General features: G+C 56.7%; 18 protein-coding genes. 10 read left to right on the top strand and 8 right to left on the bottom strand.

Features of this window, described 5'->3' with window-relative positions; genetic code table 11:
- Positions 1-68: 68 nt before the first annotated feature.
- The 6 genes from A0257_09945 to A0257_09920 all read right to left on the bottom strand — a co-directional run bounded on the left by A0257_09945 (position 69) and on the right by A0257_09920 (position 4,226).
- Positions 69-389, bottom strand: coding sequence for a ferredoxin (locus A0257_09945; GenBank protein ID AMR27386.1), 321 nt, complete (start codon positions 387-389; stop codon positions 69-71).
- Between the two features lie 90 nt (positions 390-479).
- Positions 480-1,496 carry a ferredoxin--NADP(+) reductase gene (locus A0257_09940; protein AMR27385.1) on the bottom strand — a complete coding sequence of 339 codons (1,017 nt, stop codon included), beginning with the start codon at positions 1,494-1,496 and terminating at the stop codon, positions 480-482.
- Positions 1,497-1,779: 283 nt separating this feature from the next.
- Positions 1,780-2,499 carry a hypothetical protein gene (locus A0257_09935; GenBank protein ID AMR27384.1) on the bottom strand — a complete coding sequence of 240 codons (720 nt, stop codon included), beginning with the start codon at positions 2,497-2,499 and terminating at the stop codon, positions 1,780-1,782.
- A gap of 258 nt (positions 2,500-2,757) precedes the next feature.
- The gene (locus A0257_09930; protein AMR27383.1) at positions 2,758-3,261 is read right to left on the bottom strand and encodes a hypothetical protein; all 504 of its coding nucleotides are present in this window, start codon (positions 3,259-3,261) and stop codon (positions 2,758-2,760) included.
- Between the two features lie 106 nt (positions 3,262-3,367).
- Positions 3,368-3,979, bottom strand: coding sequence for a hypothetical protein (locus tag A0257_09925; GenBank protein AMR27382.1), 612 nt, complete (start codon positions 3,977-3,979; stop codon positions 3,368-3,370).
- 10 nt (positions 3,980-3,989) lie between these two features.
- Positions 3,990-4,226, bottom strand: a complete 237-nt coding sequence (locus A0257_09920; protein AMR27381.1) for a hypothetical protein — start codon at positions 4,224-4,226, stop codon at positions 3,990-3,992.
- 135 nt (positions 4,227-4,361) lie between these two features.
- On the opposite strand from A0257_09920, the gene A0257_09915 reads away from it, so the two are divergent.
- The 8 genes from A0257_09915 to A0257_09880 all read left to right on the top strand — a co-directional run bounded on the left by A0257_09915 (position 4,362) and on the right by A0257_09880 (position 13,090).
- Entirely contained in the window at positions 4,362-4,961 is a 600-nt protein-coding gene (locus A0257_09915; protein AMR27380.1) for a DNA mismatch repair protein MutT, read from the top strand.
- 87 nt (positions 4,962-5,048) lie between these two features.
- On the top strand, positions 5,049-5,876 hold the full coding sequence (locus A0257_09910) for a hypothetical protein (protein ID AMR27379.1): 828 nt from the start codon (positions 5,049-5,051) through the stop codon (positions 5,874-5,876).
- Between the two features lie 147 nt (positions 5,877-6,023).
- Positions 6,024-6,305, top strand: a complete 282-nt coding sequence (locus A0257_09905; GenBank protein ID AMR27378.1) for a glutamyl-tRNA amidotransferase — start codon at positions 6,024-6,026, stop codon at positions 6,303-6,305.
- 195 nt (positions 6,306-6,500) lie between these two features.
- Positions 6,501-9,257, top strand: a complete 2,757-nt coding sequence (locus A0257_09900) for a hypothetical protein (protein AMR27377.1) — start codon at positions 6,501-6,503, stop codon at positions 9,255-9,257.
- A 17-nt stretch (positions 9,258-9,274) separates the two neighbouring features.
- Positions 9,275-10,009 carry a macrolide ABC transporter ATP-binding protein gene (locus A0257_09895; protein ID AMR27376.1) on the top strand — a complete coding sequence of 245 codons (735 nt, stop codon included), beginning with the start codon at positions 9,275-9,277 and terminating at the stop codon, positions 10,007-10,009.
- Between the two features lie 88 nt (positions 10,010-10,097).
- Entirely contained in the window at positions 10,098-10,649 is a 552-nt protein-coding gene (locus A0257_09890; protein ID AMR27375.1) for a cob(I)yrinic acid a c-diamide adenosyltransferase, read from the top strand.
- Between the two features lie 133 nt (positions 10,650-10,782).
- Positions 10,783-11,850: a branched chain amino acid aminotransferase gene (locus A0257_09885; protein AMR27374.1), complete on the top strand. Its 1,068-nt coding sequence runs from the start codon at positions 10,783-10,785 to the stop codon at positions 11,848-11,850.
- Positions 11,851-12,121: 271 nt separating this feature from the next.
- A complete protein-coding gene (locus A0257_09880; GenBank protein AMR27373.1) occupies positions 12,122-13,090 on the top strand; it encodes a peptide chain release factor 2 in 969 nt (322 codons plus the stop codon).
- Positions 13,091-13,168: 78 nt separating this feature from the next.
- Here A0257_09880 and A0257_09875 read toward each other — a convergent pair whose 3' ends face one another.
- Together A0257_09875 and A0257_09870 are read right to left on the bottom strand one after the other, a co-directional pair.
- Entirely contained in the window at positions 13,169-14,527 is a 1,359-nt protein-coding gene (locus A0257_09875; protein AMR27372.1) for a hypothetical protein, read from the bottom strand.
- Between the two features lie 60 nt (positions 14,528-14,587).
- The gene (locus tag A0257_09870) at positions 14,588-16,816 is read right to left on the bottom strand and encodes a hypothetical protein (GenBank protein ID AMR27371.1); all 2,229 of its coding nucleotides are present in this window, start codon (positions 16,814-16,816) and stop codon (positions 14,588-14,590) included.
- Positions 16,817-18,453: 1,637 nt separating this feature from the next.
- Between A0257_09870 and A0257_09865 the strand changes: the two genes are divergently transcribed.
- Positions 18,454-21,591, top strand: coding sequence for a hypothetical protein (locus A0257_09865; GenBank protein ID AMR27370.1), 3,138 nt, complete (start codon positions 18,454-18,456; stop codon positions 21,589-21,591).
- 20 nt (positions 21,592-21,611) lie between these two features.
- Positions 21,612-23,261, top strand: a complete 1,650-nt coding sequence (locus A0257_09860; GenBank protein AMR27369.1) for a hypothetical protein — start codon at positions 21,612-21,614, stop codon at positions 23,259-23,261.
- Positions 23,262-23,410 lie beyond the last annotated feature (149 nt).

Genomic DNA, 23,410 nt, shown 5'->3' with positions numbered 1-23,410 from the left:
AACGATGCGGGCGAGATGCTTCGACAGGCGGACGCCAGATGAGCATGACGTTCTTAATTTACACCCTGCTACGCCGGGTCGGCGATGCGCACCACCAAGCCATCGAGGTTGGGGGCGAGGCGAATCTGGCAGCTCAGGCGGCTGGTTTCGTGCAGCACGGGCAGCGTGTCGAGCATGGCCCACTCGTCTTCGCTGGGTTCGGGCAGGGGCGGGCCAGCCAGCACCTCCACGTGGCAGGTGGCGCACAGCGCCATGCCGCCGCAGGTAGCCTGAATGGGGTAGTCGCTGGCCTTGAGCAGCTCCATCAGGCTCAGGCCCATGTCGGTCGGGCCTTCGATTTCGCGCCGCTGGCCGGGCGCTTCTTCCACGTAGATGCGGATATCAGTCATAAATAGTTAAGAATTAAGAATTAAAAGTTAAGAGTTAAAAACGACCTGATACGCCTGCTATTAACTCTTAACTTTTAACTCTTAACTCCCTTAAAAAGAAGGTGCCCCGTTAACGGTGGTGTACTTGAGGGTGTATTTTTTGTCGGGGTAGATGTATTTGAACGCGCCCTGGCACATGAGCGCGGCCTCGTGGAAGCCGCAGAGGATGAGCTTGAGCTTGCCCGGATACGTGTTGATGTCGCCGATGGCGTACACGCCGGGCAGCGAGGTGCTGTAGTCCTCGGTGTTCACCACGATGGCATCGTCGGTGAGGTCGAGGTTCCAGTCGCCGATGGGGCCGAGCTTGGGCGTGAGACCAAAAAGCGGCACGAAGGCATCGAGCGGCACGGTTTCGGCCTCGCCGTTATTGCCCGTGATGGTCACTTGCTGCAAGTGGCCGTTGCCGTGCAGGTGCGTGACGTTGGAGCTGAGCACGAGCTTGATTTTGCCGGCTTCGTGCAGGTTTTTGACCTTCTCGGCCGAGTCGGCGGCGCCGCGAAAGGTGGTGCCGCGGTGCACGAGCGTCACCTCCGAGGCCACGTTGGCCAGGAAGTTGGTCCAGTCGAGGGCCGAGTCGCCGCCGCCGGCAATCACGATTTTCTTGTCGCGGAAGTGCTCGGGGTCGCGCACCATGTAGTGCACGCCCTTACCCCCCTCAAAGCGCTCCAGGTTCTCGACGGCCGGCTTGCGCGGCTCAAACGAGCCCAGGCCGCCCGCAATGGCCACGGCCTTGCACTGCACCTCGGTGCCATCGGTGGTGTAGAGCTGAAACGAGCCGTCGTCGAGCTTGGCAAAGCGCTCGACCCGTTCGCCCAGCGTGAAGGTGGGGTGGAAGGGCTCGATTTGCTTCATCAGGTTATCGATGAGGTCGCCGGCCAAAATCTCGGGGTAGCCGGGGATGTCGTAAATCGGCTTCTTCGGATAAATCTCGGACAATTGCCCGCCCGGCTGGGGCAGGGCATCGACCACATGGCAGCGCAGCTTGAGCAAGCCGGCTTCAAAAACAGCGAATAGCCCCACCGGGCCAGCCCCGATGATGCAGATATCAGTGGAAATTACAGCAGACATTCAGCGAACAGCTTGTTATTTTAGAATGAGTACAAAGATACGGCAGCCCGTTGGGGTAGGGGATGCTTACAAATGACCCCGCCGGCCCGCAAGTCGTTAGCCAACGCAGTGGTAACAGTTCGGGAACGGGTTAGATTCTGACAGCGAAAATATTTATAGCCGCCTCCTTCACCTTTTTTCCATTTTCTATCTGAAGGGTAATGGCTTCGGCTTAGAAAACGCGCAGCCCCCCAACCAGCCTGGCCAGGGGGCTTGCGCACAGGCTCAAAACCAGGGGGTAGGGCTACGCGCGCAGCGCCTGAATCTGCTCGGTGAGCACGGTGATAACGCGCAAAATTTCCTCGTGCGTTGATTGGCTGTAGGCCACGGCCGCTTCGCTGTCGGCGGCTTCTTCCCAGCTTGCCAGGCTGGCCAGAGTTTCGAGGCGCGTCACCGATGACTCGATGCGGGTGTAGATACTGGCCCAAAGCTGCTGGTTCCAGGTGGGCTCTTGCAGCAGCTGCAGGCGCAGGTCGAGCAGGCTCATCACCACGGCGGCCAGGCGTTCCAGCAAGTCGGCCTCGGCGGGGCTGAAAGTGCGGGGTTTGTGGTCAATCACGCAGAGCACGCCCACGGAGTAGCCTTCCGGGGTGCGCAGGGCGCTGCCGGCATAAAAGCCCAGGTTGAGGCGCTGCACCAGGCCGGGGTTGATGAGGTCGCAGGGCTGCGCTTGCAGGTTTTCAAACACGCTGGTTTCTTCGTGCAGCATGGCCACCGAGCACAGGGTTTCCCAACGATTTACGCGGTCTATCGCGGGGTCGAGGCCATAATTCAGGCCGAAGCGCACCTCCTCATCCTCCACAAACGCAATGATGCCGATGGGCACGTTGAAGAGCTTGGCAGCCAGCCGCACGAGCTCCGTAAAGGTCTCGTCGCGCATGGTGTTGAAGAGCTGGTAGGGCCGCAACGCTTGCAGCCGCAGCTCTTCGGCCAGGGGAATGAGCAGTGGAAAGGAGTTTTCCATATAAAATCAAGGGCAGCGGTAGCAGAATAAAGGTAACAGCAAACCCAGGCATTCAGTCGTAGCAGGCCTGAGTGACAACACGAGAATAAAAAGTGTATGGCCCAGGTTAAAAGCCCGAAATTTGGGCTTGTGGCTACCTCCCACGCGGTAGTGGGGGTAGGGCTGGCCTACCGCCAAAAGTAAAAAAGGCTCCCCACGCTAGGCGTGAGGAGCCTTTTCATAGTCGTATAAAAAAGGGTCCTTTGCGTAGGCCCTGAATTAGTCCAAATAGTGAATATCACCGTGGCCTTTATAGACCAGGCCGCTATTGTTGTAAAAAACGTAATAAAGCCTATATTTTTCACCGCGATTTATGTTCAACTTAGTGAAGTCGAAAAAAATAGTATAATGAAAAAATGAATTAGGTACTGGCCTGGTTAGCAGCTGATAATGTTGATTTACCAGGGCAAGGGCAATACTAAAGTTTGGTGACGCGGGTGCTGCTGTCGCATACTGTACATCCCAGCGGGCCTGGCCTGCCGGGTTAGGGTACAGATAGGTCCTCTGTATCCATTGTGGCTGCTGCGGCGGACCATTTATATCAAATTTGAGGTCAGAAAAGAGGGCGAGTTCCTGCTCATTCCAGGCAGCATCGGAAGACCAATCAGTGGAGTCTAAGGAACCGTTTAGCGTTCCATCAGCTGCGCGATGCGTAATGCCGTCACCGGGTCCGAAATCAATGGTTGGGCTGTTATCAGCCTTGTGGCAAGCGGCTAAAGCCATTGTAGCCACAAGCAGTAAAGGTGGTAGAGTTAGATGCATAGGTATTAAAAAATGGGATGGCAATATACTGCCATCCCATTCGTCACTAAAACACTGCCACTTATTTTTACTTGCCTGCCGTTTGCCGCACCACTTCGGGCAGCACCGTGCTCAACGCCTCGGCTTGGGCGCGGGTAAAATTGCCCTGCACCTGCACCAGCACAAAGGAGCCTAAGGCATCGGACATGGTGCCGGTGGCTACCAACTCGCTCACTTGGTCGCCATTGGCCTTCACCACATATTGGTAGGGTGACGCCCCAGTGGCCGAGCTGGCCAGCGAGGTGTAGCGCTCGGCTTGCAGCAGCCCGCTGGCCTCGCTGTTGAGACCTTCGCGCACTAAGCCTTGGGCGCTGCCGGTGGTGGGCAGAAAGGTCATCACGCGGGCCGTGCGGATGCCGGTAATGGCGTTGGTCAGGTCGTTGCCACCCAGCAACTTACCTACCCGCACCAGCGCCAGGCGCTGCAAGAAATCGGCCGACCACTCGGTGGTGCGAAAACCCGGCCGGTCGCGGTATTTGGCAAAGAAAGCCGCCACGGTGCGCGCCGGCGTGCCGGGCCCGCCGCCACTAGTCCGGCAGCCACTCAGCAGCGCCAGGGCAATGGCAAAGGCCACTAGCGGCAAGGCAACGCGGATGCCCAGCGGGCGGTGACTGGCAGGGCTGGTGTTGAGAAAACGCATGGGGGTAGGGCTAGCTGTGCGCGCCGGCCGAGTCGCCCTTGACCAGGTTATCGGGTTCGCCGCGGCGGTGCCCCTGACTATCTACCGGGCCTTCGCCTTGCGTGATTTCGGCGTTTTCTTCGGTCGTGACATACTGGTTGCTAACGGGGCCGAGGCCGCCGTTTTTCTGGGCCAGGTCAGCTTCGGCCTGGGCAAACTTGAGATTGAGCAAGGAGTCTTCGGTGGGGTCCTGGGGTTTGTCAGCCATATCAAAAGCGGAGCCCCCGGAAAGTAAGCGGCGGCCAGCTTGCTAAGTCATACGCGCTTGCGGAGCGCGGGTTGGGGTAGGCGAGCGGGCCGGGCGGGGCTACTTTTGCGTCGATTCAGCCGCTTCCGCAACCTTATGCCTCATACTCAGCCCCCCACCGATTTCGACCCCCACCACAATCCCTGGCAAACGCTCAGCTCGGCCCCCAAATACCAGAATCCCTGGATTCGGGTGCGCGAAGACCAGGTGCTGAACCCCAAAGGCGGGGCCGGTATCTACGGCGTGGTGTCGATGCAAAACAAAGCCATTGCCATCATTCCCGTTGATAGTGAGGGCAATACCTGGCTCGTGGGCCAGTACCGCTACACCCTCAACGAGTATAGCTGGGAGGTGCCGATGGGCGGTGGTGTCATCGGCATCGACCCGCAAGAGGCGGCCCAGCGCGAACTGCGCGAGGAAACCGGCCTGCTCGCCGCCCGCTGGACGCGCATCGCCCGCATGCACACCTCCAACTCCGTCACCGACGAGGAAGGCTTCGTTTTTCTGGCTGAAGACCTCACCCAAAGCGCGTGGGAACCGGAAGAAACCGAAGACCTGCGCCTCTGGAAACTGCCCCTGGCCCAGGCCATCGAGCTGGTCATGGACGACCGCATCACCGACGCGCTCAGCGTGGCCGGCCTGCTTAAAGTTGAAAAGCTGCTGGCGGGAAGGTCATGGGTAATGGGTAAGGGGTAGTCTGTCATTGCGAGCAAAGCGAAGCAATCGCACCCGCACGACACCCGAACGACCCCGTTCTGGTACGATTGCTTCGCTTTGCTCGCAATGACAGACTACCCCTTACCCTATTACCCCACTGCCCGCCGTAAATTTGCCGCTATGCCTGCTTTTTTGCGTTATCTCGGCCACCGGCTGTACACTACCTGGGCCACGTTCTGGTTTGTGCTGCCGTTTTTCGCCACCTACCCCCTGCAACGGGTGTGGGTGCGCCGGCCCGAGTGGCGCCCCCACCTGCACGAGTTCAACCGGCAGTGGTCCAGGTTTTCCATGCTGATGTGGGGCGTGCCGCTCGAAGTGATTCGTGAAAACACCCGGCCCGTGCCGCAGCCCTGCATCTACGTGGCCAATCACGGCTCCTACATCGACATTATGGTGCTGTTTCACACCATTCCCGGCTTTCTCAACATGATGGGCAAAGACACGCTGGTGAAGTTTCCGCTGTGGGGGCCGCTCTTTGGCAAAACGTATATTCCCGTTAACCGCCGCAGCGTGGTGAGCCGGGGGAGGGCCTTTGCCCAGGCGCGCCAAAGCCTGCGCGAAGGCCGCCCGCTGGCGCTGTTCCCGGAGGGCACCATCGGCCCCAAGCCCGGCGAAGAGCTGCAGCCCTTCATGGATGGCGCTTTCCAGCTGGCTATTAATATGGGCGTGCCCATCGTGCCGGTGAGTATGCCCCTGAACCACAAATTTATGCCCTCAGTCGAGGGCCTCCGCGTGCGCCACGCCCGGCTGCGCGTCGTGTTTCACGAAGCCATCGAAACCACCGGCCTCACCGAGGCCGATATTCCCGACCTCAAGGCCAAAGTCATGGCTCAGATTGCCGACGACTTCGTGCCCGAAGGCCGCGGCATTCCGGCGGCCAGCACCTGGCGGTGAGGTGGTGAAATGGTGAGTTAGTGAAATGGCAAATTAGTGAGTTAGTGAATTATCAACAAAAGTACTTCCTGCTCAATCTTCCATTCTCTAAATTACTAACTCACCATTTCACTAACTCACTATTTCGCCACTTCACCATTTCATTTTATGAACACCGAAACCCTCCGCGGCCTGGCTCATCTGGCCCGCCTCGAATTTGACCCCGCCCACGAGGAACAGATGCTCACCGACCTCAACAAGATTCTGGATTGGGTGGACCAGCTCTCGAAAGTAGATACTGACGGGGTAGAGCCATTGGTGCATCTATCGCACGAAATCAATGTGTTGCGCGATGATAAGGCTCAAAATACCATTAGCCACCAGGATGGCCTGCGCAATGCCCCGCGCAAAGACTCGGACTATTTCCGCGTGCCCAAGGTGCTGGATTAGGGTAGGCGCGTTACTTGTGTCTATATAAAGAGCACGAGGTTATTTAGAAGATAAAAAAAGCTGTTAAAACGTCATTCCGAGCTTGCCGAGGAATCTCGCCCGCATCGCGGAACGACGCCCAAACGACGCGGGCGAGATTCCTCGGCAAGCTCGGAATGACGTTCTTTTATACTATTCAAACCTATCCCACCGCAATTGCCTGATTCTACCGTTTTGCGCCGCTTGCCGGGGCTGCCCGCGCTGCTGGCCCTGCTGGCCGTGGCGGGAGCCGGGTACTGCTACTTCGCGGGCGAAAGCGCGACCCTACCCCTGCAACTGGTGCCGCACCTGGCCCCGGTGTCCCTCACCCTCGACTCGGTAGCCGCCGGCCCCGCGCGGCTGCCGCTGCTGGTGAGCGGCTTTATCACGACGCTTACGCATGACGCGGGCGGGCCTTACACCCAGCCGCTGGCGGCCGGGCTGTGGCTGGGCGTGTTGGGCTTGGCGCTGGCCGGCTGGCTGGCGGTGGTGAGCATGCTGCGGCGGCCGGCTTTCTTGGCGGGCACGGTGCCGGTGGTGTTTCTGCTGGCCGCGCTCAACGCCGATGGCCTGGGCATTTTCAGCCCTACCCGGCAATATTTTTTGTACCTGAGCCTGAGCGTGCTGGGCGCGGCGGCGCTGGGCTTGCAGGCGTTCGGCGAGCGGGTGGGGGTAGGGCGGCGCGTGGTGCTGTTTGGCGCGCTGCTGGGCGGGCTGGTGGCGCTACTGCTCACCAGGTCGCAGCTGCCGCCGGCCGAAACGGCCCTGCACCTGGCCGCCTACGCCACGCCGGCCGGGGCGGGCCTGGTGGCGGCGTTGGTGCTGTGGGTAGGGGTAGAGAACGTGCGGGCGCTGCTCTGGTTCAACACCCAGGCCGAAAGCCCCGCGGGCCGTTTCGGCCGCCTCCCGTTCATCTTGTCGAGCCTGCTTTATCTGGGCGCGTTGTTCTTGTATTGGTACAATGGCGACGAGCTGAACCTGGGCGGCGGCCTGCACCTCGACCCGCTGGTGCTGCTGCTGCCGGCGGCGCTCACGGCTGGGCTGGGCCTGCGGCAGCGGGCACCTAGCTACGCGGGCTGGCTGCCCTTCGTGGCGGCCCGGCCCCTGTACTGGCTGCTGCTGGCGGCGGCGGCCGCCGCGCTGGGCTATGCCCTGGCCACGGCTAATACGCCCCTGCTGGCGGCGGCCCGCGCCTTTAGCGTGCGGGCGCTGCTGCTGCTGGGCGCGGCGTTTTTGCTGTATGTGCTGGTCAATTTTGGCTCGCTCATCCAGCAGCGGCTGCGGGTGTATCGGGTGGTGTTTGAGCCGCGCCGGCTGCCCTTCTATACCGTGTATATAATGGGTGTGGTCGCGCTGCTGCTGTTTGAGCTGCGCAACGGCTGGCCGCTGTCCGCCCAGGTGCAGGCCGGGCAGTATAACCAGCTCGGCGACCTAGCCCGCCAGCAGAGCGAAACCCGGCCCGACGACCTGCCCCTGGCCCTGCTGGCCGAGCGCTACTACGCCGAAAGCGGCGACGTGCTCGCCCGCTTCAACCGCTCGGCGCAGCTGGGTAGGGCAGCGCTGTATAGCTTCCGCGACCAGCGCCAGAACGAAATCAACGCCCTGCGCCGCGCCCTGCTGCGCCAGCCCGATGCCAAAGTCAGCCTCCAGTTAAATTCCTTACTCACCGCGCCCGGCGATTTTCTGGATGACCTGGAAGTGCTGCGCCAGGCCCGCCGCGCCGCGCCCCGCAGCTTCGCCCTCGCCTCCGATGCGGCCCAATTATTTACCCGCTCGTCCCTTACCGATTCGGTAGTTTTTTACTTAGGCCAAGCCGAGCGCCTACAGCCCGGCAGCTACGTGGGCCGCACCAACCAGCTGGGTTTTTTGCTGAGCCAAGGTCTGGTGCCCGCGGCTCAAAAGCTGGCCGCGCCCTGGCCGGCCACCGCCCAGGAGCCCGGCTTAGTGGCTAATAAAGAGCTGTTGGCACTGCTGGATTCGCGCGCAATAACCAGCCCTACCCCCCCCGCCCGCCACGACCTCGACGCAGCCACCTTCGCCCAGGTGTACCACGCGGCGATGCTGACGGCGCGGGCCGCCCAGCCCGCCGCCTGCCGCCGCGCCGACACCGAACTAGCCAAGCTGGCCGAGCGCCCCGCCAACGAGCCGTATTACGAGCAGCTGCTCTTTCTGCAAGCCTTATTGCGACACGCAGCGGGCCAGGAATTGGCCGCCCGCCAAACGCTGGCACCGCTCACGGCCGGCACCTCAGCCACCAGCGGCTACTACCAGTACGTGCTGGGCTTATGGCAGTTGCAGCAGCAGCAGTACGCCACGGCCGCTAGTCAACTGGCTTTGGCGGCGGCGCACGGGGTGCGCGATGCGCGCCTACCCCACGCCTGGGCGCTGGCGCTAGCCGGGCAGCTCGATTCGGCCCAGGCGGCGTACCGCCGGCTGGCGGCCGACACGGCGCAGGCGCAGGGCGTGGCCCGGCTGGGACTGGCGCTGCGTACGCCCGGCTTGCTGCGGGGCCAGGCGCGGACGGGCCTTATTGGCGGCCCAGAGCTGGCCGCCGCGCAACAAGCCGAAGCGGCGCACAACCTGCCCGAAGCCACCCGCCGCTACCAGGCGCTGGTGAAGCTCGCGCCCTTCAACGAGGCGGCGGTGCTGGCGGCCGGCCGCTTTTTCGCGCAGCAAAAAGCCACTACGGACGCTTACGATGCCCTCAACCAGGGCCTGACCGAAAACCCTGCTTCGCGGCCGTTGTTGCAAGCCTACGCGCTGGCTGCCGCCGATGCCGGCCTGGCCGAGCTCGGCCAGTCGGCCCTGGAGCAGCTGCGCCCGCGCCTCAGCCCCGCCGAGTACACTAACTTGCTGATGCAATTCGCGGCGCACCGGGCCGCCAACGCGGCCGCCGCCGCAGCTTTCGACCAGGTACCGCTTCCCGCTCGCTGATTTTTCCTGCTCCTCTTATGCTCGCTGCCAGCCCTACCCCCTACGTTATCAAGACTACTGACATCGCCAAGGAATACGTGATGGGCACGGAGCACATCCATGCCCTGCGCTCGGTGAGCATCGACATTAAGCGCGGGGAGTACGTGGCGTTTATGGGGCCTTCGGGCTCGGGCAAGAGTACGCTCATGAACATTATCGGCTGCCTCGACACGCCCACGCAGGGCCAGTATATCCTTAATGGTCAGGACGTGAGCCGCATGAGCGACAACCAGCTGGCTGAGGTGCGCAACAAGGAAATCGGGTTCGTTTTTCAAACTTTCAACCTGTTGCCGCGCTCTACTTCGCTCGAAAATGTGGCCCTACCCCTCATCTACGCCGGCTTGGGCAAGCGCGAGCGCAGCGAGCGCGCCCTCGAAGCCCTGCGCTCGGTGGGACTGGCCGACCGCGCCGGCCACCGCCCCAACGAGCTCAGCGGCGGCCAGCGCCAGCGCGTGGCCATCGCCCGCGCCCTCGTGAACACCCCCAGCGTGCTGCTCGCCGACGAACCCACCGGTGCCCTCGACTCCAAAACGAGCTACGAAATCATGGGTTTGTTCGAGGCGCTCTACGCCAAGGGCAACACCATCATCATGGTGACCCACGAGGAAGACATCGCGCGCTACGCCCACCGCATCGTGCGCCTGCGCGACGGCCTCATCGAAACCGATGAAGTCAACCACGAGATTGCCCGGCCGGCCGTACTAAGCCACTAGTAGCAAGGTTTGCAAAACGGCTCCCTACCCCCCCAAATAGCCAGCGGCGTATCTGCGTAATCCGTTAAATCAGTTTGAATCTGCGGTCATGAAAATCTACACCAAAACCGGCGACCAGGGTCTGACCTCACTCATTGGCGGCGCGCGGGTGCCCAAGTCGAGCCTGCGCATCGACTGCTACGGCACCGTGGATGAGTTGAACTCCTACATTGGCCTGCTGCGCGACCAGGACGTGAACGCCCCGCGCCGCGATTTGCTGAAGGAAATTCAGGACCGGCTATTCACCATCGGCTCGCACCTGGCCACCGACCCCGGCAAAGAAGCCCGCCAGCCCCTGCCCGACCTGCACCCCGAAGACGTGGCGCTGCTGGAAAACGAAATGGACCAGATGGATAAGGAGTTGGAGCCGCTGCGGGCGTTCATTCTGCCCGGCGGGCACCCGGCGGTGTCGTTTGGGCACGTGGCGCGCTGCGTGTGCCGCCGCGCCGAGCGCCTGGTCATTCAGCTGCGCGAAGAGTCGCCGGTCGAAGACCTGGTGGTGATGTACCTTAACCGGCTCTCCGACTACCTCTTCGTGCTCAGCCGCGCGATGGCTCACGACCTGGGGGTAGCCGAAGTCACCTGGAAGCCGCGCGTATAAATTCGCCCGTTAGCCAGTCGCTTAGTGCCAGCCGGCAACCTTTAGCCGATTAACCCGTCCCTACCCCATCTCTTCCCACCCACTCTGGTGCCCACTGGGCGCTTTTACAGTCGCTTATTTATTTCGACTTCCTATGCTTGATACCCTGACTATTGACGTGCGCCGCGCCGCCACGTCCCGCCTCGCCGAGCTCGACCTGACCAACCTGGAATTTGGTAAATTCTTCGCCGACCACATGCTGTCCGTGGAGTTTGTCAACGGCGAATGGCAGCAGCCGCGCATCGTGCCCTACGGCCCGCTGGCCGTGAGCCCCGCCAATTCGGCTCTGCACTATGGCCAGGCTATTTTTGAGGGCATGAAGGCTTATCGGCAGGCCGATGGGGGGGTAGGGCTGTTCCGGCCCCTCGACAACTGGCGTCGCCTCAATGCCTCGGCCGAGCGCATGGCCATGCCCACTCTGCCGGAAGAAATATTTATGCAGGGTCTGCGCGAACTGGTGAAGCTCGACGCGGCCTGGGTGCCCGGCGCGGCAGGCAGCTCGCTCTACATCCGGCCGTTCATGTTCGCCACCGATGGCTTTTTGGGCGTGCGGCCTTCCAGTACGTATCACTTTGGCATCATTACCTGCCCGGTGGCATCGTTTTTCACCAAGCCGGTACGGGTGCGCTTCGAGCAGCACTACGTGCGCGCCGCTCCCGGCGGGGCCGGCTACGCCAAAAATGCTGGCAACTACGGTGCCGCCATGTTGCCCAGCAAGCTGGCCCAGCAGGAAGGCTACCACCAGCTCATCTGGACTGATGCCTCGGAGCATCAGTACGTAGAAGAGTCGGGGGCCATGAACGTAATGTTTGTCATCAACGGCACGCTGATTACGCCCGCGCTCTCCACGTCCATCCTCGATGGCATCACGCGCCGCTCGGTGCTGGAGCTGGCCCGCGACTGGGGCATGCCTGTAGAAGAGCGCCGCGTGGCGAGCCGCGAAATCGTGGCCGCCATTCAGGAAGGCCGCCTCACCGAAGCCTTCGGCGTGGGCACGGCCGCCACGGTAGCGCCCATCGCCACTATCGGCCACGATGGCCACGACTACGACCTGCCCGCCCTCACCGACTCAGCCTTCGCGCGCCGGGTAGGGGCGGCCCTGGATGCCATTCGCACCGGCCACGCGCCCGATTCGCACGGCTGGATGGAGAAGGTGAATTAGGCAATCGGCGTAGGGTGCGGGGCTTGTCCCCGCCCGGCGTTGAACGATTCGCACGCCAATCATTCAACGCCGGGCGGGGACAAGCCCCGCACCCTACTTTTTATGCCGACCTTTGCCCTTGATGGAGTAATTCACTCAATCACTCATTTCCCCATTCACCACATGACCCAAGACCATATAAAGGACTTGAGGGGCCGCGCCGAGGCTCTGAGGAGGTATCTTTGACTACGATGCCCGCAAAGAACAAGTAACCACGGCCGAGGCCGAAACGCTGGCCCCCGATTTCTGGGACGATTCCAAAGCAGCCGAGGCTAAGCTCCGGGAAATCAAGAGTATCAAGACCTGGACCGACGATTACGAGGCCGTGCAGCAAGCCGTGGCCGATACCGACGTGCTCTACGATTTCTACAAGGAAGGCGACGCCACCGAAGCCGAAGTGCAGGCTGAGTACGACGCTACCCAGAACAAGGTCGAAGCCCTGGAATTCAAGCGCATGCTCTCTGATGAGGAGGACCAGCTACCCGCCATCATCGACATCAACCCTGGTGCCGGCGGCACCGAAAGCCAGGACTGGGCCGAGATGCTCATGCGCATGTACATCATGTGGGGCGAAAGCAAAGGCTTCACCGTGAAGCAGTTGAGCTACCAGCCCGGCGAAGGCGCGGGCATCAAGTCGGCCTCGCTGGAGATTGACGGGCCCTTTGCCTACGGCTACCTTAAGAGCGAAATCGGCGTGCACCGATTGGTGCGCATGTCGCCCTTCGACAGCAGCGGCCGGCGGCACACCTCGTTTGCTTCCGTCTTCGCCTACCCCGTTGTGGATGATACTATTGTCATCGACATCAACCCGGCCGATATTTCCTGGGATACCTTCCGGGCGGGCGGCGCGGGCGGCCAGAACGTGAACAAGGTCGAAACCGCCGTGCGCCTCACTCACGCGCCCAGCGGCATCATCATCGCCGTGCAGATTGAGCGCTCGCAGCTCATGAACAAGGAGCACGCTCTGCGCATGCTCAAGTCGCGCCTCTATCAGCAGGAAATGGACAAGCGCAACCTGGAGCGCGACAAGGTAGAAGCCACCAAAAAGCGCATCGACTTCGGCTCGCAGATTCGCAACTACGTGCTACATCCCTACAAGCTCATTAAAGACCTGCGCACCGGCATCGAGCGCACCGACGTGCAAAACGTGCTCGATGGCGACCTGGATGAGTATATCAAAGGGTTTTTGATGCAGAACTGAGTAGTATTATTCGGCGTTAATTAAAAAGGCCACCTGGACGTACCAGGTGGCCTTCTCGATTGCTTCGTAAGTAGTAGGTTATGGGTGAGCTTGGTCCCAGGCAATTTCGGCTTGTGGAATAGCTAACCGGTCAAAAAGCTGGAAAGGAGCAGTGCTATAGGGCAATGTAATTTGCGGGGTAGGGGTAGGATTAAGTTTGCCCAGACGCCGCAAGTCTACCCAGAACTGACCTTCGTAGAAGAGAGAGTACCGCCGTTGCCGTAAAATTTCGTTGGTCAGGCTAGCCACATCCATCGCGCCGCTGTAGGCAGCTAAACCCCCTGACTTACTCCGAATGACGTTAATATCAGCCACTGCCCCAGTAATGTCACCAGTGTTAGCTTTCACCTCAGCCGAGATAAGCACCAGCTCTTCGTTACGGATGATATCAAGAGGCTGGAGTTGGTTGGTGTAGATGGTGGGCACCCAGTTACCAGTGATGCCGCCGTTTGACCGAATACCCGGTACGTTAGCGACTTTGCTTAGACGTAAATCACCTTTTTCAGCCTCCGCAACGAAATTGTCAGGCACTATCGTCAGAGTAGACGGCATGGCACCCACTGCCTGATAGTAAGCATTGCCTTGGTCGTTGGCGATGCTAGGATTAAAGGTCAATTTTGGGCCAATCGCCAAGCTAGTGGTAGGGCTGTAGAATGATGCCTTCAGAGCGATTAGGGCCCCCGGATAATCTTTCTGGTACAGGGCTACTCTGGCTGCCAATGCCCGGTTGAATAACAGAAAGGTAGCAGGGGTATCAAAGCCTGCGTAGCCCGTAGACAGCACAAACGGGAAGGTAGAAGCCTTAGCTAGCTCAGTAGCTCCTTGGTCAAGCAATTGCCGAATGTTGACTAGCGCTGGGGCCGAACCAGCCGTGAACTTGCCGGGATTCAGAAAGTCAGCTACGTCGATGCGGATGCCGTTTTCGCCCATCAGGTTGAGCAAATGCAGTTTTGCCAGCGCCTCGTAGGTGTCCGAAAAGCCTAGTACTGCTTGTTGCTGACTAGCAGTAATCGAGTTGGTAGCTAATGCCGACTGGCGAAATACGTTGGCCGCGCGAATAGTCCGGGCGAAGGCGTTATATGAACCTACTGAGTAGAATGAGTTGTTATTCAGCGGTCCACGGGTTCCCAGAATTTCGGTGTACCAACGGGGCTCGTTGCTAGCCAGAATAATGATTTCACGGCCCAGCGTACCCGTGATTTGGTAATAGGGAGCATTGTTGGTATGTCCAAGGCGAAAAGAGGCTTCTACCCCAGTACCCAGCGCGCTGATTTGAATTTGTGACGCGTTGCTGAGTACGCTATCAATGCTAGGGTTATTGGGGTCAGAGACGGGGTCGATAGTAGTTGGATTACAGCTAGGTGCGCTTAGCAGTGCTGCCATCATCCCAACCATCATCCAAGGACGAGATTTAGATTTAGTTAATAATTGCATGGTGGTTAAGAGAAGAAGGCCGAATTAAAATGTGGCGGAGAGGTGGAAGAATACCCGCCGGGTCGAGGGGTAGCTTACTACATCGACCTGCGCCTGAGTGTTGGTTGAGCCGAAGTTGGATACTTCTGGGTCGTAGCCCTTGTAATTCGTCCAGGTAAGCAGGTTATTGCCCGAAGCCCCGATGCGGATGCTCTTCACGTAGTCTTTGAACAACGTGGAGCGCACGCCGGTCGGAATAGTATAGTAGAGCGATACTTCCCGCAGGCGTACGTAGCCACTGTTTTGGATATAGTAGCTGGCATCAAAGCTTTGGCGAGCTACGCCCAGCTGCGTGGTCGTGCCATCGGGCTTAGTATAGGTGTTGCTATAATCAGGACTTGTACCAAAACCGTCCTGGTTAGTCACCGTCAGGTTGCTGGTGTAACTGTCCTTTTTCCAATGCAGCAAAAACGAGAGGTCGAAGTTTTTGAAGATAGTGAAGCTGTTTAGGTACGACATCTGGAAGGTGGGCTGGGCATCGCCGTAGCGAGTATAGTTACCTGTGTTCGGGTTGCCACCAGTTGCTAGCTTAGGTGTGCCATACCAGCGGGTCGGCGATTCACCCAGCGCAAAGAACGTGGTGCCATAGCTAGCACCAAAGCCAGGAGCCTCATCGAAGGCTGGTACCCCAGGGGCCAACCGCGTCACGAGTGAACGGTTAAACCAAAACAGCGTAGTAGATGTCCATTTGAAGTTGGGTGATTGCACCGGTACCAAACCAAGCGATAATTCTACCCCACGGTTGCGTAGGTCACCAACTGGGTAGGCGCGGATGGACTGCACGCCGGTGCCGGGAGCGGTTTGGTAGGTATTGATGAGGTTACGAACGCTTTTATTATAGAAGGTAGCTTCCAACGTGATGCGGCTGTTAAAAAAGCCGAGGTCAACACCCGTTTCAAATTCGGTAGCGTGCTCTGGTGCGAGCGTTGCTGGGTCAGCCCCCGTTACGGGCCGGTAACCTACTACGGTTGAAGGCAACTGGCCTACCCGGCCCCCCGTGCTGATAGCACTAAGCGGCGAATATATCCCACCAAAGAAAGCGGGGCCGCCAGTTTCCCCATAAGCAGCACGCAGCTTTACGAGGTTTACGTTGTTGATAGAGAAGAAATCAAACTTAGCTAAGTTGACGGCTAATGAAGCTTTAGGGAAGGCATACAGCTTTTTAGAGTCGCCATTGCGGCTAGATTTGTCAAAGCGAACACCACCCGTCGCGATTATTCGGTCTTGGTAGTTGACTTCCTGCTGGGCTATGTAGCCTACGTCAGTCTCATCATCAATGCTGGTCTGCTGGGTCACAACTGTACCACGGTCGGGTTGCAGCGGCCCCGGAGCCAGGTTCTGGCCTTGGCTATACTGCAACTGCGTGTTCAGGCCCAGGCGCACGGCACCTACCTGCGAGTTGAGGGCTAATGGACCCAGTTTCCAATCGTAAATCAGGAAGCTCTGTAAATTATAGTTGAAGAAGTAGTTTTTAGCTACCCGCACTACCCCTGGCAGGGGTGAGCTTTGCTGCGATTGCAGGTCGGCCGGTAGCGCCAGCAGCGCATTCGAGCCCGCAAAGTCAATACCACCCTGGGCCGTGAGGCGCAGCGAGGAGTTCTCCTTGTCGATGATACGCAGCACACCGGTGCTAGCTTCCGTTACACGGTTTGTGGTTTCCGTGTTTACTCCGCGGGCCACGATGGCTAGCGGGTTGTCGCCTGTTACTGGTGAGTTGGGGTAAATGCCCGTAACAGGGTCAGGGTGGAGGTCAACAAAACTCGGGATAGACAGCAGGTTGTAGCCCACAGATACCCCGTTGTTGTCGTTGCCAAAGAAACTGCGGTTGTTGGTCGAATTAGAAAATCCCGAATTGAGGGAGACATCGATACGTGAACCAATCTTCTGGTCAACGTTAGCCCGGATAGAGTTACGCTGATAATACGTATTTTGGACGATGCCATTTTCGCGGGAAGTCGAACCAGCTACGTAAAACTTAGTACGGTCTGTGCCGCCCGACAGACTAAGGTTAGTATTGCGCAGGGAGCCGGTATTGCCGTACACTTCCTTCTCATAATCGTACGTTTTGCCGCCGGCGGCATTGAATAGCGCATCCAGGCCGGTGCCGTATACTGAATGTAGCTTAGCTAGGTCAAAATCGGAGTGGCCGATGTAATGGCGAATCTTCTGAAAACCTAAGTCCTGACTGAAGTTGACGCGGGTCTGTCCGGCCAAACCACGCTTGGTTTTGATAATAACAACCCCTGCGTTTGCCCGCGTACCGTAAATAGCGGCGGCGCTCGGCCCCTTTAGAATCTCAACTGACTCAATATCAGCTGGGTTTAAGTCAGATAGACGGTTAGTGCCGTTGTCTTGTGTGGTACGGCCTGTTCCTGAGGAAGCGCCCGTAAACGAGGCAGCGCCGGCACCATTGCCAATTTCCTGGCTAATAGCATATACTCCATCTATAATATATAGGGGCTGTGAGGCACCAGTAATGCTGGAAATACCACGTAGTTGCACTGAGATGCCCCCACCCGGAGCACCGCTGGTAGCACTAATATTAGCACCAACCACTTTGCCGTTCAAGGCAGCATCCACTGTTACCGGGCGGGTGCTACCATACAACTCCTGAGCTGAAACAGTGGACACCGCATTAGCCAAGTTAGAGCGCTTGACAGTCGAAGCCAAGCCATTGACAACTACTTCGTCCAGCTGTTTTACATCGGTAGCCAGCTCAACGTTGATGGTTGCGGCATTGTCGATAGCCCGCTCTTGACTTACATAGCCGATGAAGCTAAAAGAAAGGCGGGTAGCAGATGCCGGAACACCTAAGGTGAATGCTCCATCAGCATTCGTAGAGGTTCCAACGGTGGTACCCTTGGCAAGAACTGTTACACCTGGCAAACCTTGCCCCGTAGAACGGTCCGTCACGCGGCCGGAAATAGTTCGGTCTTGTGCGGCTGCTTGGTACCACAAGCAACTGAGTAGGAATACTAACAATAGGGAAAAATGCTTCATACTAAAAATGGGGTTAATGGAAGAAAAGGAGCTTCACACAAAAGAAATGCGATAAATCCGCTGCCAAGTTATCACATTATTATTAAATCTTGAAAAATGTATAAATGGTGAACTTTTTAATTCGGCAAATTAATGTTTGAGCAGATTATGGTAACCCGAGTTCTCGCACTAGTGGCCGGCTTGGTTAAGGCCTTAACTGCTTCTATCATCTACTGGGGCTTAGTACTACTACCCCGGCTGTTGACTACAATGCGGCCGCGACAGCTTATCTCGCCTAACCTAGCGTAGTTGGGTGCAAACGGACACGAATGCTAAGGTAGGGTGGAAAAGTAGTGGAGTTCGATTAACCCCAATGCTAATTCTGCAACTGCTACGAGTGCTATTGAGGGCGATAAAGTTGAGGAATATATTTTAAAAAATAATATTAAAAGTGTTTAATAATCTCAAAAACTAAACACTGGGGTAGAAAACGAAATAATTATTAGGTATTATAAAAATAAAGTGTTTATAAAAATTTGTTTTTATAATGTATATTATCAAAAGAGGCTTGGGCGGTCAGAATACTATTTCGTCTATTTATGAAGAATTTGTGAATAATTATCAAAAATTTACAAGACATAAAAGTTAATTGTTAAGGACGTGCAGGTGCATTATTTTAGGGTTATTAATCAAATTGTTATCAGTTTTACAGCCTTAGGAATGGACTATGCACAGCCTGTGAGTTCAGCAGAACTACTCCTTGTCTAGCCAGTACCAGTTATATTGCGGCACCAATTAGTATGTGCCAATTGCATTTGGCAGTAATTTATCTTTTTCCACCTTCCTTTTTCTCAATGAAAAGAACCATACTCATGAGCCTTGTGCTCATGCTGACCCTATTCCAAGTGGTGCTGGCCCAGACGCGGACAGTATCGGGACGGGTAACGGACCAGAAGACGGGCGAGGGCCTACCCGGCGTAACCGTCTTGTTAAAAGGTACATCCAATGGCGTATCGACCAATGCTGATGGCGCATTCAGCCTGAACGTACCCGCTACGGGCGGCGCGTTGGTCTTTAGTTCGGTAAACTACGTGACGCAGCAGCGCGCGCTGGGTGCCGACTCGCAACTCAACGTCGGCCTAGCTGCCGATACTAAGGTTCTGAGCGAAGTAGTCGTGACCGGCTACGGTACGCAGGAGCGCCGCGACCTGACGGGTTCTATTGCTACCGTGCAGGGTGAGGCAGTGGCGAACCTGGCTACGCCTAGCTTTGCCCAGCAACTAGGCGGCCGCGCAGCGGGTGTAAACGTACAGACCCCTACCGGCCTGCTAGGCCAGCAGCCCCGCATCCAGATTCGAGGTACTAACTCTATCAGCTCGGGTACTTACCCACTAGTAGTAGTAGATGGCCAACCTATTTTCACGGGTAATACCAGCGCTTTCGCTAATGGTTCTAACCCCTTAGCTGATATCAACCCTAACGATATCGAATCATATGAAGTACTGAAAGACGGCTCTGCAACCGCTATCTATGGTTCGCGGGCTGCTAACGGCGTAATTCTCATTACTACAAAGCACGGCCGCAAAGGAAAGGCTACTGTTACCTACGATACGTACATGGGGGTAGCCCAAACGTTGAAGCGCTATAAAGTGCTTGATGGAGCAGACTTCGTTACTATTTCTAACGAAAAAGACCGTAATGCGGGCGGCACGGGCACTATTGCTCAACCTTTCAATGATTCTAACGGTAATCCGATAAGTACTGATTGGCAAAACGAAATCTTCCGCACTGGTTTTCAACAAAATCACATACTATCAGTATCGGGAGCTACCGATAAAACAAACTACTATTTCTCGGCAGGCTATACTGACCAGAAAGGGGTTATTAAGTCTAACTCGCTCCAGCGCTTCAGCTTCCGGGCTAACATCGATAGCGAGGTGAAATCCTGGCTGCGCGTGGGTATGAACTTGGGCCTGACCCGTACCCAAACGCTGGGCCTGAACACGGGCATTAATAGCTTGTCGGGTAACGTAGCTAACGCCTTGTTGCTGCTACCTAACGTGCCAGCCCGCAACCCGGATGGCACCCCCTACTCCGACCCTACGGATTTTGGCTTGGGTCATGGGAATAACTCGCAGGGCATCTCCTTCGCCTACCCCAACATCATCTTCCCACTTGAAAATAATATTTACCGTGCCACTAGCTACCGGATTCTAGGCAATGGCTATTTGGAAGCGGAGCCGCTGAAAAACCTTCGGCTGCGCTCACAACTCAGCACGGATACCCAGCTTCAAGACGACTTCAACTACCTCGACCCCCGCTTTGGCGACGGTCGCCCTAACGGCTATGTCTTCCAGTCGTTCAGCCCGAACATTCGTTGGAACTTCGCTAATACGGCTACCTATAATAACGTCATCGCCGAAGACCATAAGATTAACGCAGTAGTCGGGGTAGAGTATCAGAAAACGACTACCTCCTATTATCAGGCGCAAGGTACTGGTATTTCAGACCGGGTGTTAGGCCAAAACGGCATTATTACTAGTACTCTCACTACGCCCAGCATTTTCGGCGACTACGCTGAAAACGGTCTGCAATCTTACTTTGGGCGTTTGAACTACTCGTTTAAGGACCGTTATCTGCTGAGCTTTACATTACGTTCAGATGCGTTGTCTTCATTGCCAATAGCTAATCGCCGGGGTCTGTTCCCTGGTGGGTCACTAGGCTGGCGCTTGTCGGAAGAAGACTTCTACAAAAATACGAGCTTGGCTAAAGTTTTAAACACTATCAAGCTACGCGGGTCTTACGCGCAGGTTGGTAACGTTGATATTGGTTACTTTCCTTACGTAGGGGTATATACTCCGGCTCAATATGCCTCACAGGCTGGCATAGGTTACGGGCAGTTTGGCAACGACCAACTGAAGTGGGAAACTTCGAAGAAACAAGACTACGGTATTGACCTAGGCTTTTTTGATGGTCGTATCAACGTGATTGCAGATTATTATCGTAACGACGTGGACGGTCTTATCCTGAACGTACGGACACCACTTTCGCTTGGCGTACCGAACAACAGCTACTCAGCCAACGTAGGTTCCATGTATAACCAAGGTTTGGAGTTTACACTGAATACGCAGAACATTCGTAACGAAAGTTTTACCTGGTCTACTGGCTTTAACTTTTCGACTAATAAGAACCGCGTTACCGCCCTCTCCAACGGTGAGGATATTATCAACACGTTCAACATCGTGCGGGTAGGACAAACCGTGAGCGCGCTTTATGGCTACGACTATCAGGGCGTAAACTCGGCTAATGGCAGCCCCATTTATAAGCGGGCAGATGGCTCATTGGTGCAAGCCAGCACGACTGCTTCGGGCGCTTTTGCGGGCCGCTATTATACATATGACCCGACCAACCCTGGGGCAGTCTTTGTTAACCCAGCGACAAACGTGGCTGGCAATGCAAGCAACCTAACGACTGCCGACAAAATTATTCTAGGGCAGACTAATCCCAAGTTCTATGGTGGCTTTGACAACTCCTTTACCTATAAGGGTTTTGACCTGGATGTGTTCCTGCGTTACAATTTTGGTAACCAAATTATGAACTACACTCGTCAGCAGTTACTACGCTCGGACTTCCTCAACAACGGAACTGAGATTTTAAACCGCTGGCAAAACCCCGGTGACCAAACGAACGTGCCCCGCATTGCGGCCGGTACCAGCTCGTTCGTTAACCAAGATAACGCAGCCTCTTCGCGCTTCGTGGAGAACGGTAGCTTCGTGCGCCTGCAAAATATTTCGTTGGGCTACACGCTGCCGAGCCGCTATGTAGAAGCGCTGCGGCTGAGCCGGGTGCGGGTATATGTGCAGGCCCAGAATATTGCTACCCTTACGAAGTATTCGGGCGCAGACCCGGAGGTAAATACGAACGTTACCTCTAACACGCAAACCGGGGTGGATTACAATAGCAACCCGCAGCAGCGAGTGTTCACGGGTGGCGTTAACGTAGCTTTCTAACCTTTGATTTTACTATTTTTATGAAAAATTTACTTCATACTTTTGCCATCCACCGCCAGCGGGTTTTAGCGCTCACGCTGGTGGCTGCCTTAGGGCTGCCTGCCTGCCAGGTGACTGACCTTCAGCCAAAGGATGAATTGCCAGAGGCAGCGATTTATACCAACCCCGCTCGCATTTCCTTGGCGGTAACAGGGGTGTATAACGCGGCTCAATCGGGCTTCTACGACCCCTTGAACGGTAGTGCGTTGGCCGTGCGCGGCTATCCCTTTGGGGCCGCTTCCGCGGCCCTCGGAGATGCCCGCGGGGAAGATGTGACCGATATGCTGGGCTTCTTTGGTCTTGTATATCAGAACTTGATTACCACCGCGACTCCAAACGCTGTGAACATGTGGTCCAACTCATACGCCCTTATCAACCAGGCCAACGTTACCATCGTGGGCGTGCAGAGTGCTGCTAAGGCCGGGGTTATTACTACCGCCGCCGCTAATATTTACGAAGGCGAGTTGCGCTTTTTGCGGGCGTTCGCTCATCACGAGCTGGTAATAAACTTCTCCAAGCCATATGCTGATGGCAATGGGTCGAACTTAGGGGTGCCGTACCGTGATTTTCCTGTTAATACCACACAAGGTATTGCCCAGGCCAAAGTGCAGGACCGTGGCAAAGTTGCTGACGACTATACTAAAATACTAGCCGACTTAGACTTCGCGGAAGCTAACCTGCCTGCCACCCGTGACGCCACGCTGTCGCAGTTTGCGTCGGTAACGCGAGCTACGAAGGGAGCTGCTATTGCGCTAAAGCAGCGTGTTCGCTTGCATCAGGCTAACTGGGCGGCTGCTATTACTGAGGGTAACAAGCTGATACAGGGCACGGCTACGTTCACCAGCCCTATTGGTGCCTACTCGCTGATGCCAACGCAAAAGGCAGCTTTTCCGGGTGGTGCCGCGACAACGGCTGAAAATATTTTCTCAGTTGAAAACAACTCAACCGACAACCCCGGACAAAATGGCTCGTTGCCGAAGGTATTCGGAGCTACGGCTATCGGTGGCCGAGCACTTCTGGGTGTTAGCCCCATCCTATATAACGCGCCCTTCTTTACCTGCAACGACTTGCGTCGCGCTTCCATGCAGACTTCGGGTCGTACTTATGTTATTACCAAGTACACCGATGCTGCCAACCAAACTGACTTTAACTCTATCATCCGCTACGCGGAGGTGATATTGAATCAGGCAGAAGCAGTTGCCCGCACGGGGACAAACGATGCGCTGGCGTTAAGCCTGTTAAATGCTATTCGCAACCGTTCGGTAGCAGCTGCTGACCGCTACTCGGCGGGTGCGCTAACTGGTAAAGCGTTGGTGCAAGCTATTCTGAATGAGCGGCGAATCGAATTTGTCGGCGAAGGCAAGCGCTGGGGTGACCTTTCCCGTTTGGCAGTTGATGCTGATTATGCTCCCATCCAAGGAGGCGGTATCCCCGCCAAGTTCTATGGTAATCTGGGGGCTAGCCAAATTGCGTTGACCCGCTATGGTTGCGGCAACCAGTCGTTGCTAACAACCCCGCCACCAATAGTAGGAGCTATTCCGTATAACACTCAGTTTTTCTTATGGCCGATTCCTGCCCTTGAGACGCAGATTAATCCTACCCTAGCCGCCCAGCAAAACCCCGGCTACTAGGAAAAATAGGAATTATTTAGTATTATTTTAAATCCTCCGGCCAAATTGGCCGGAGGATTTTTCTTGGGTTTTTTTAGCAAAAATTATCAGTATTTAGGTAGTCTATGCACGTAACCGTCGCAGAAGTGTTCGGACTGCTAACGGTATAT

The organism is Hymenobacter psoromatis (assembly GCA_001596155.1).
Classification (GTDB): Bacteria; Bacteroidota; Bacteroidia; order Cytophagales; family Hymenobacteraceae; genus Hymenobacter.
The sequence above is the reverse complement of the archived record's forward strand: the minus strand, read 5'-3'. Positions and strand labels throughout refer to the sequence as shown.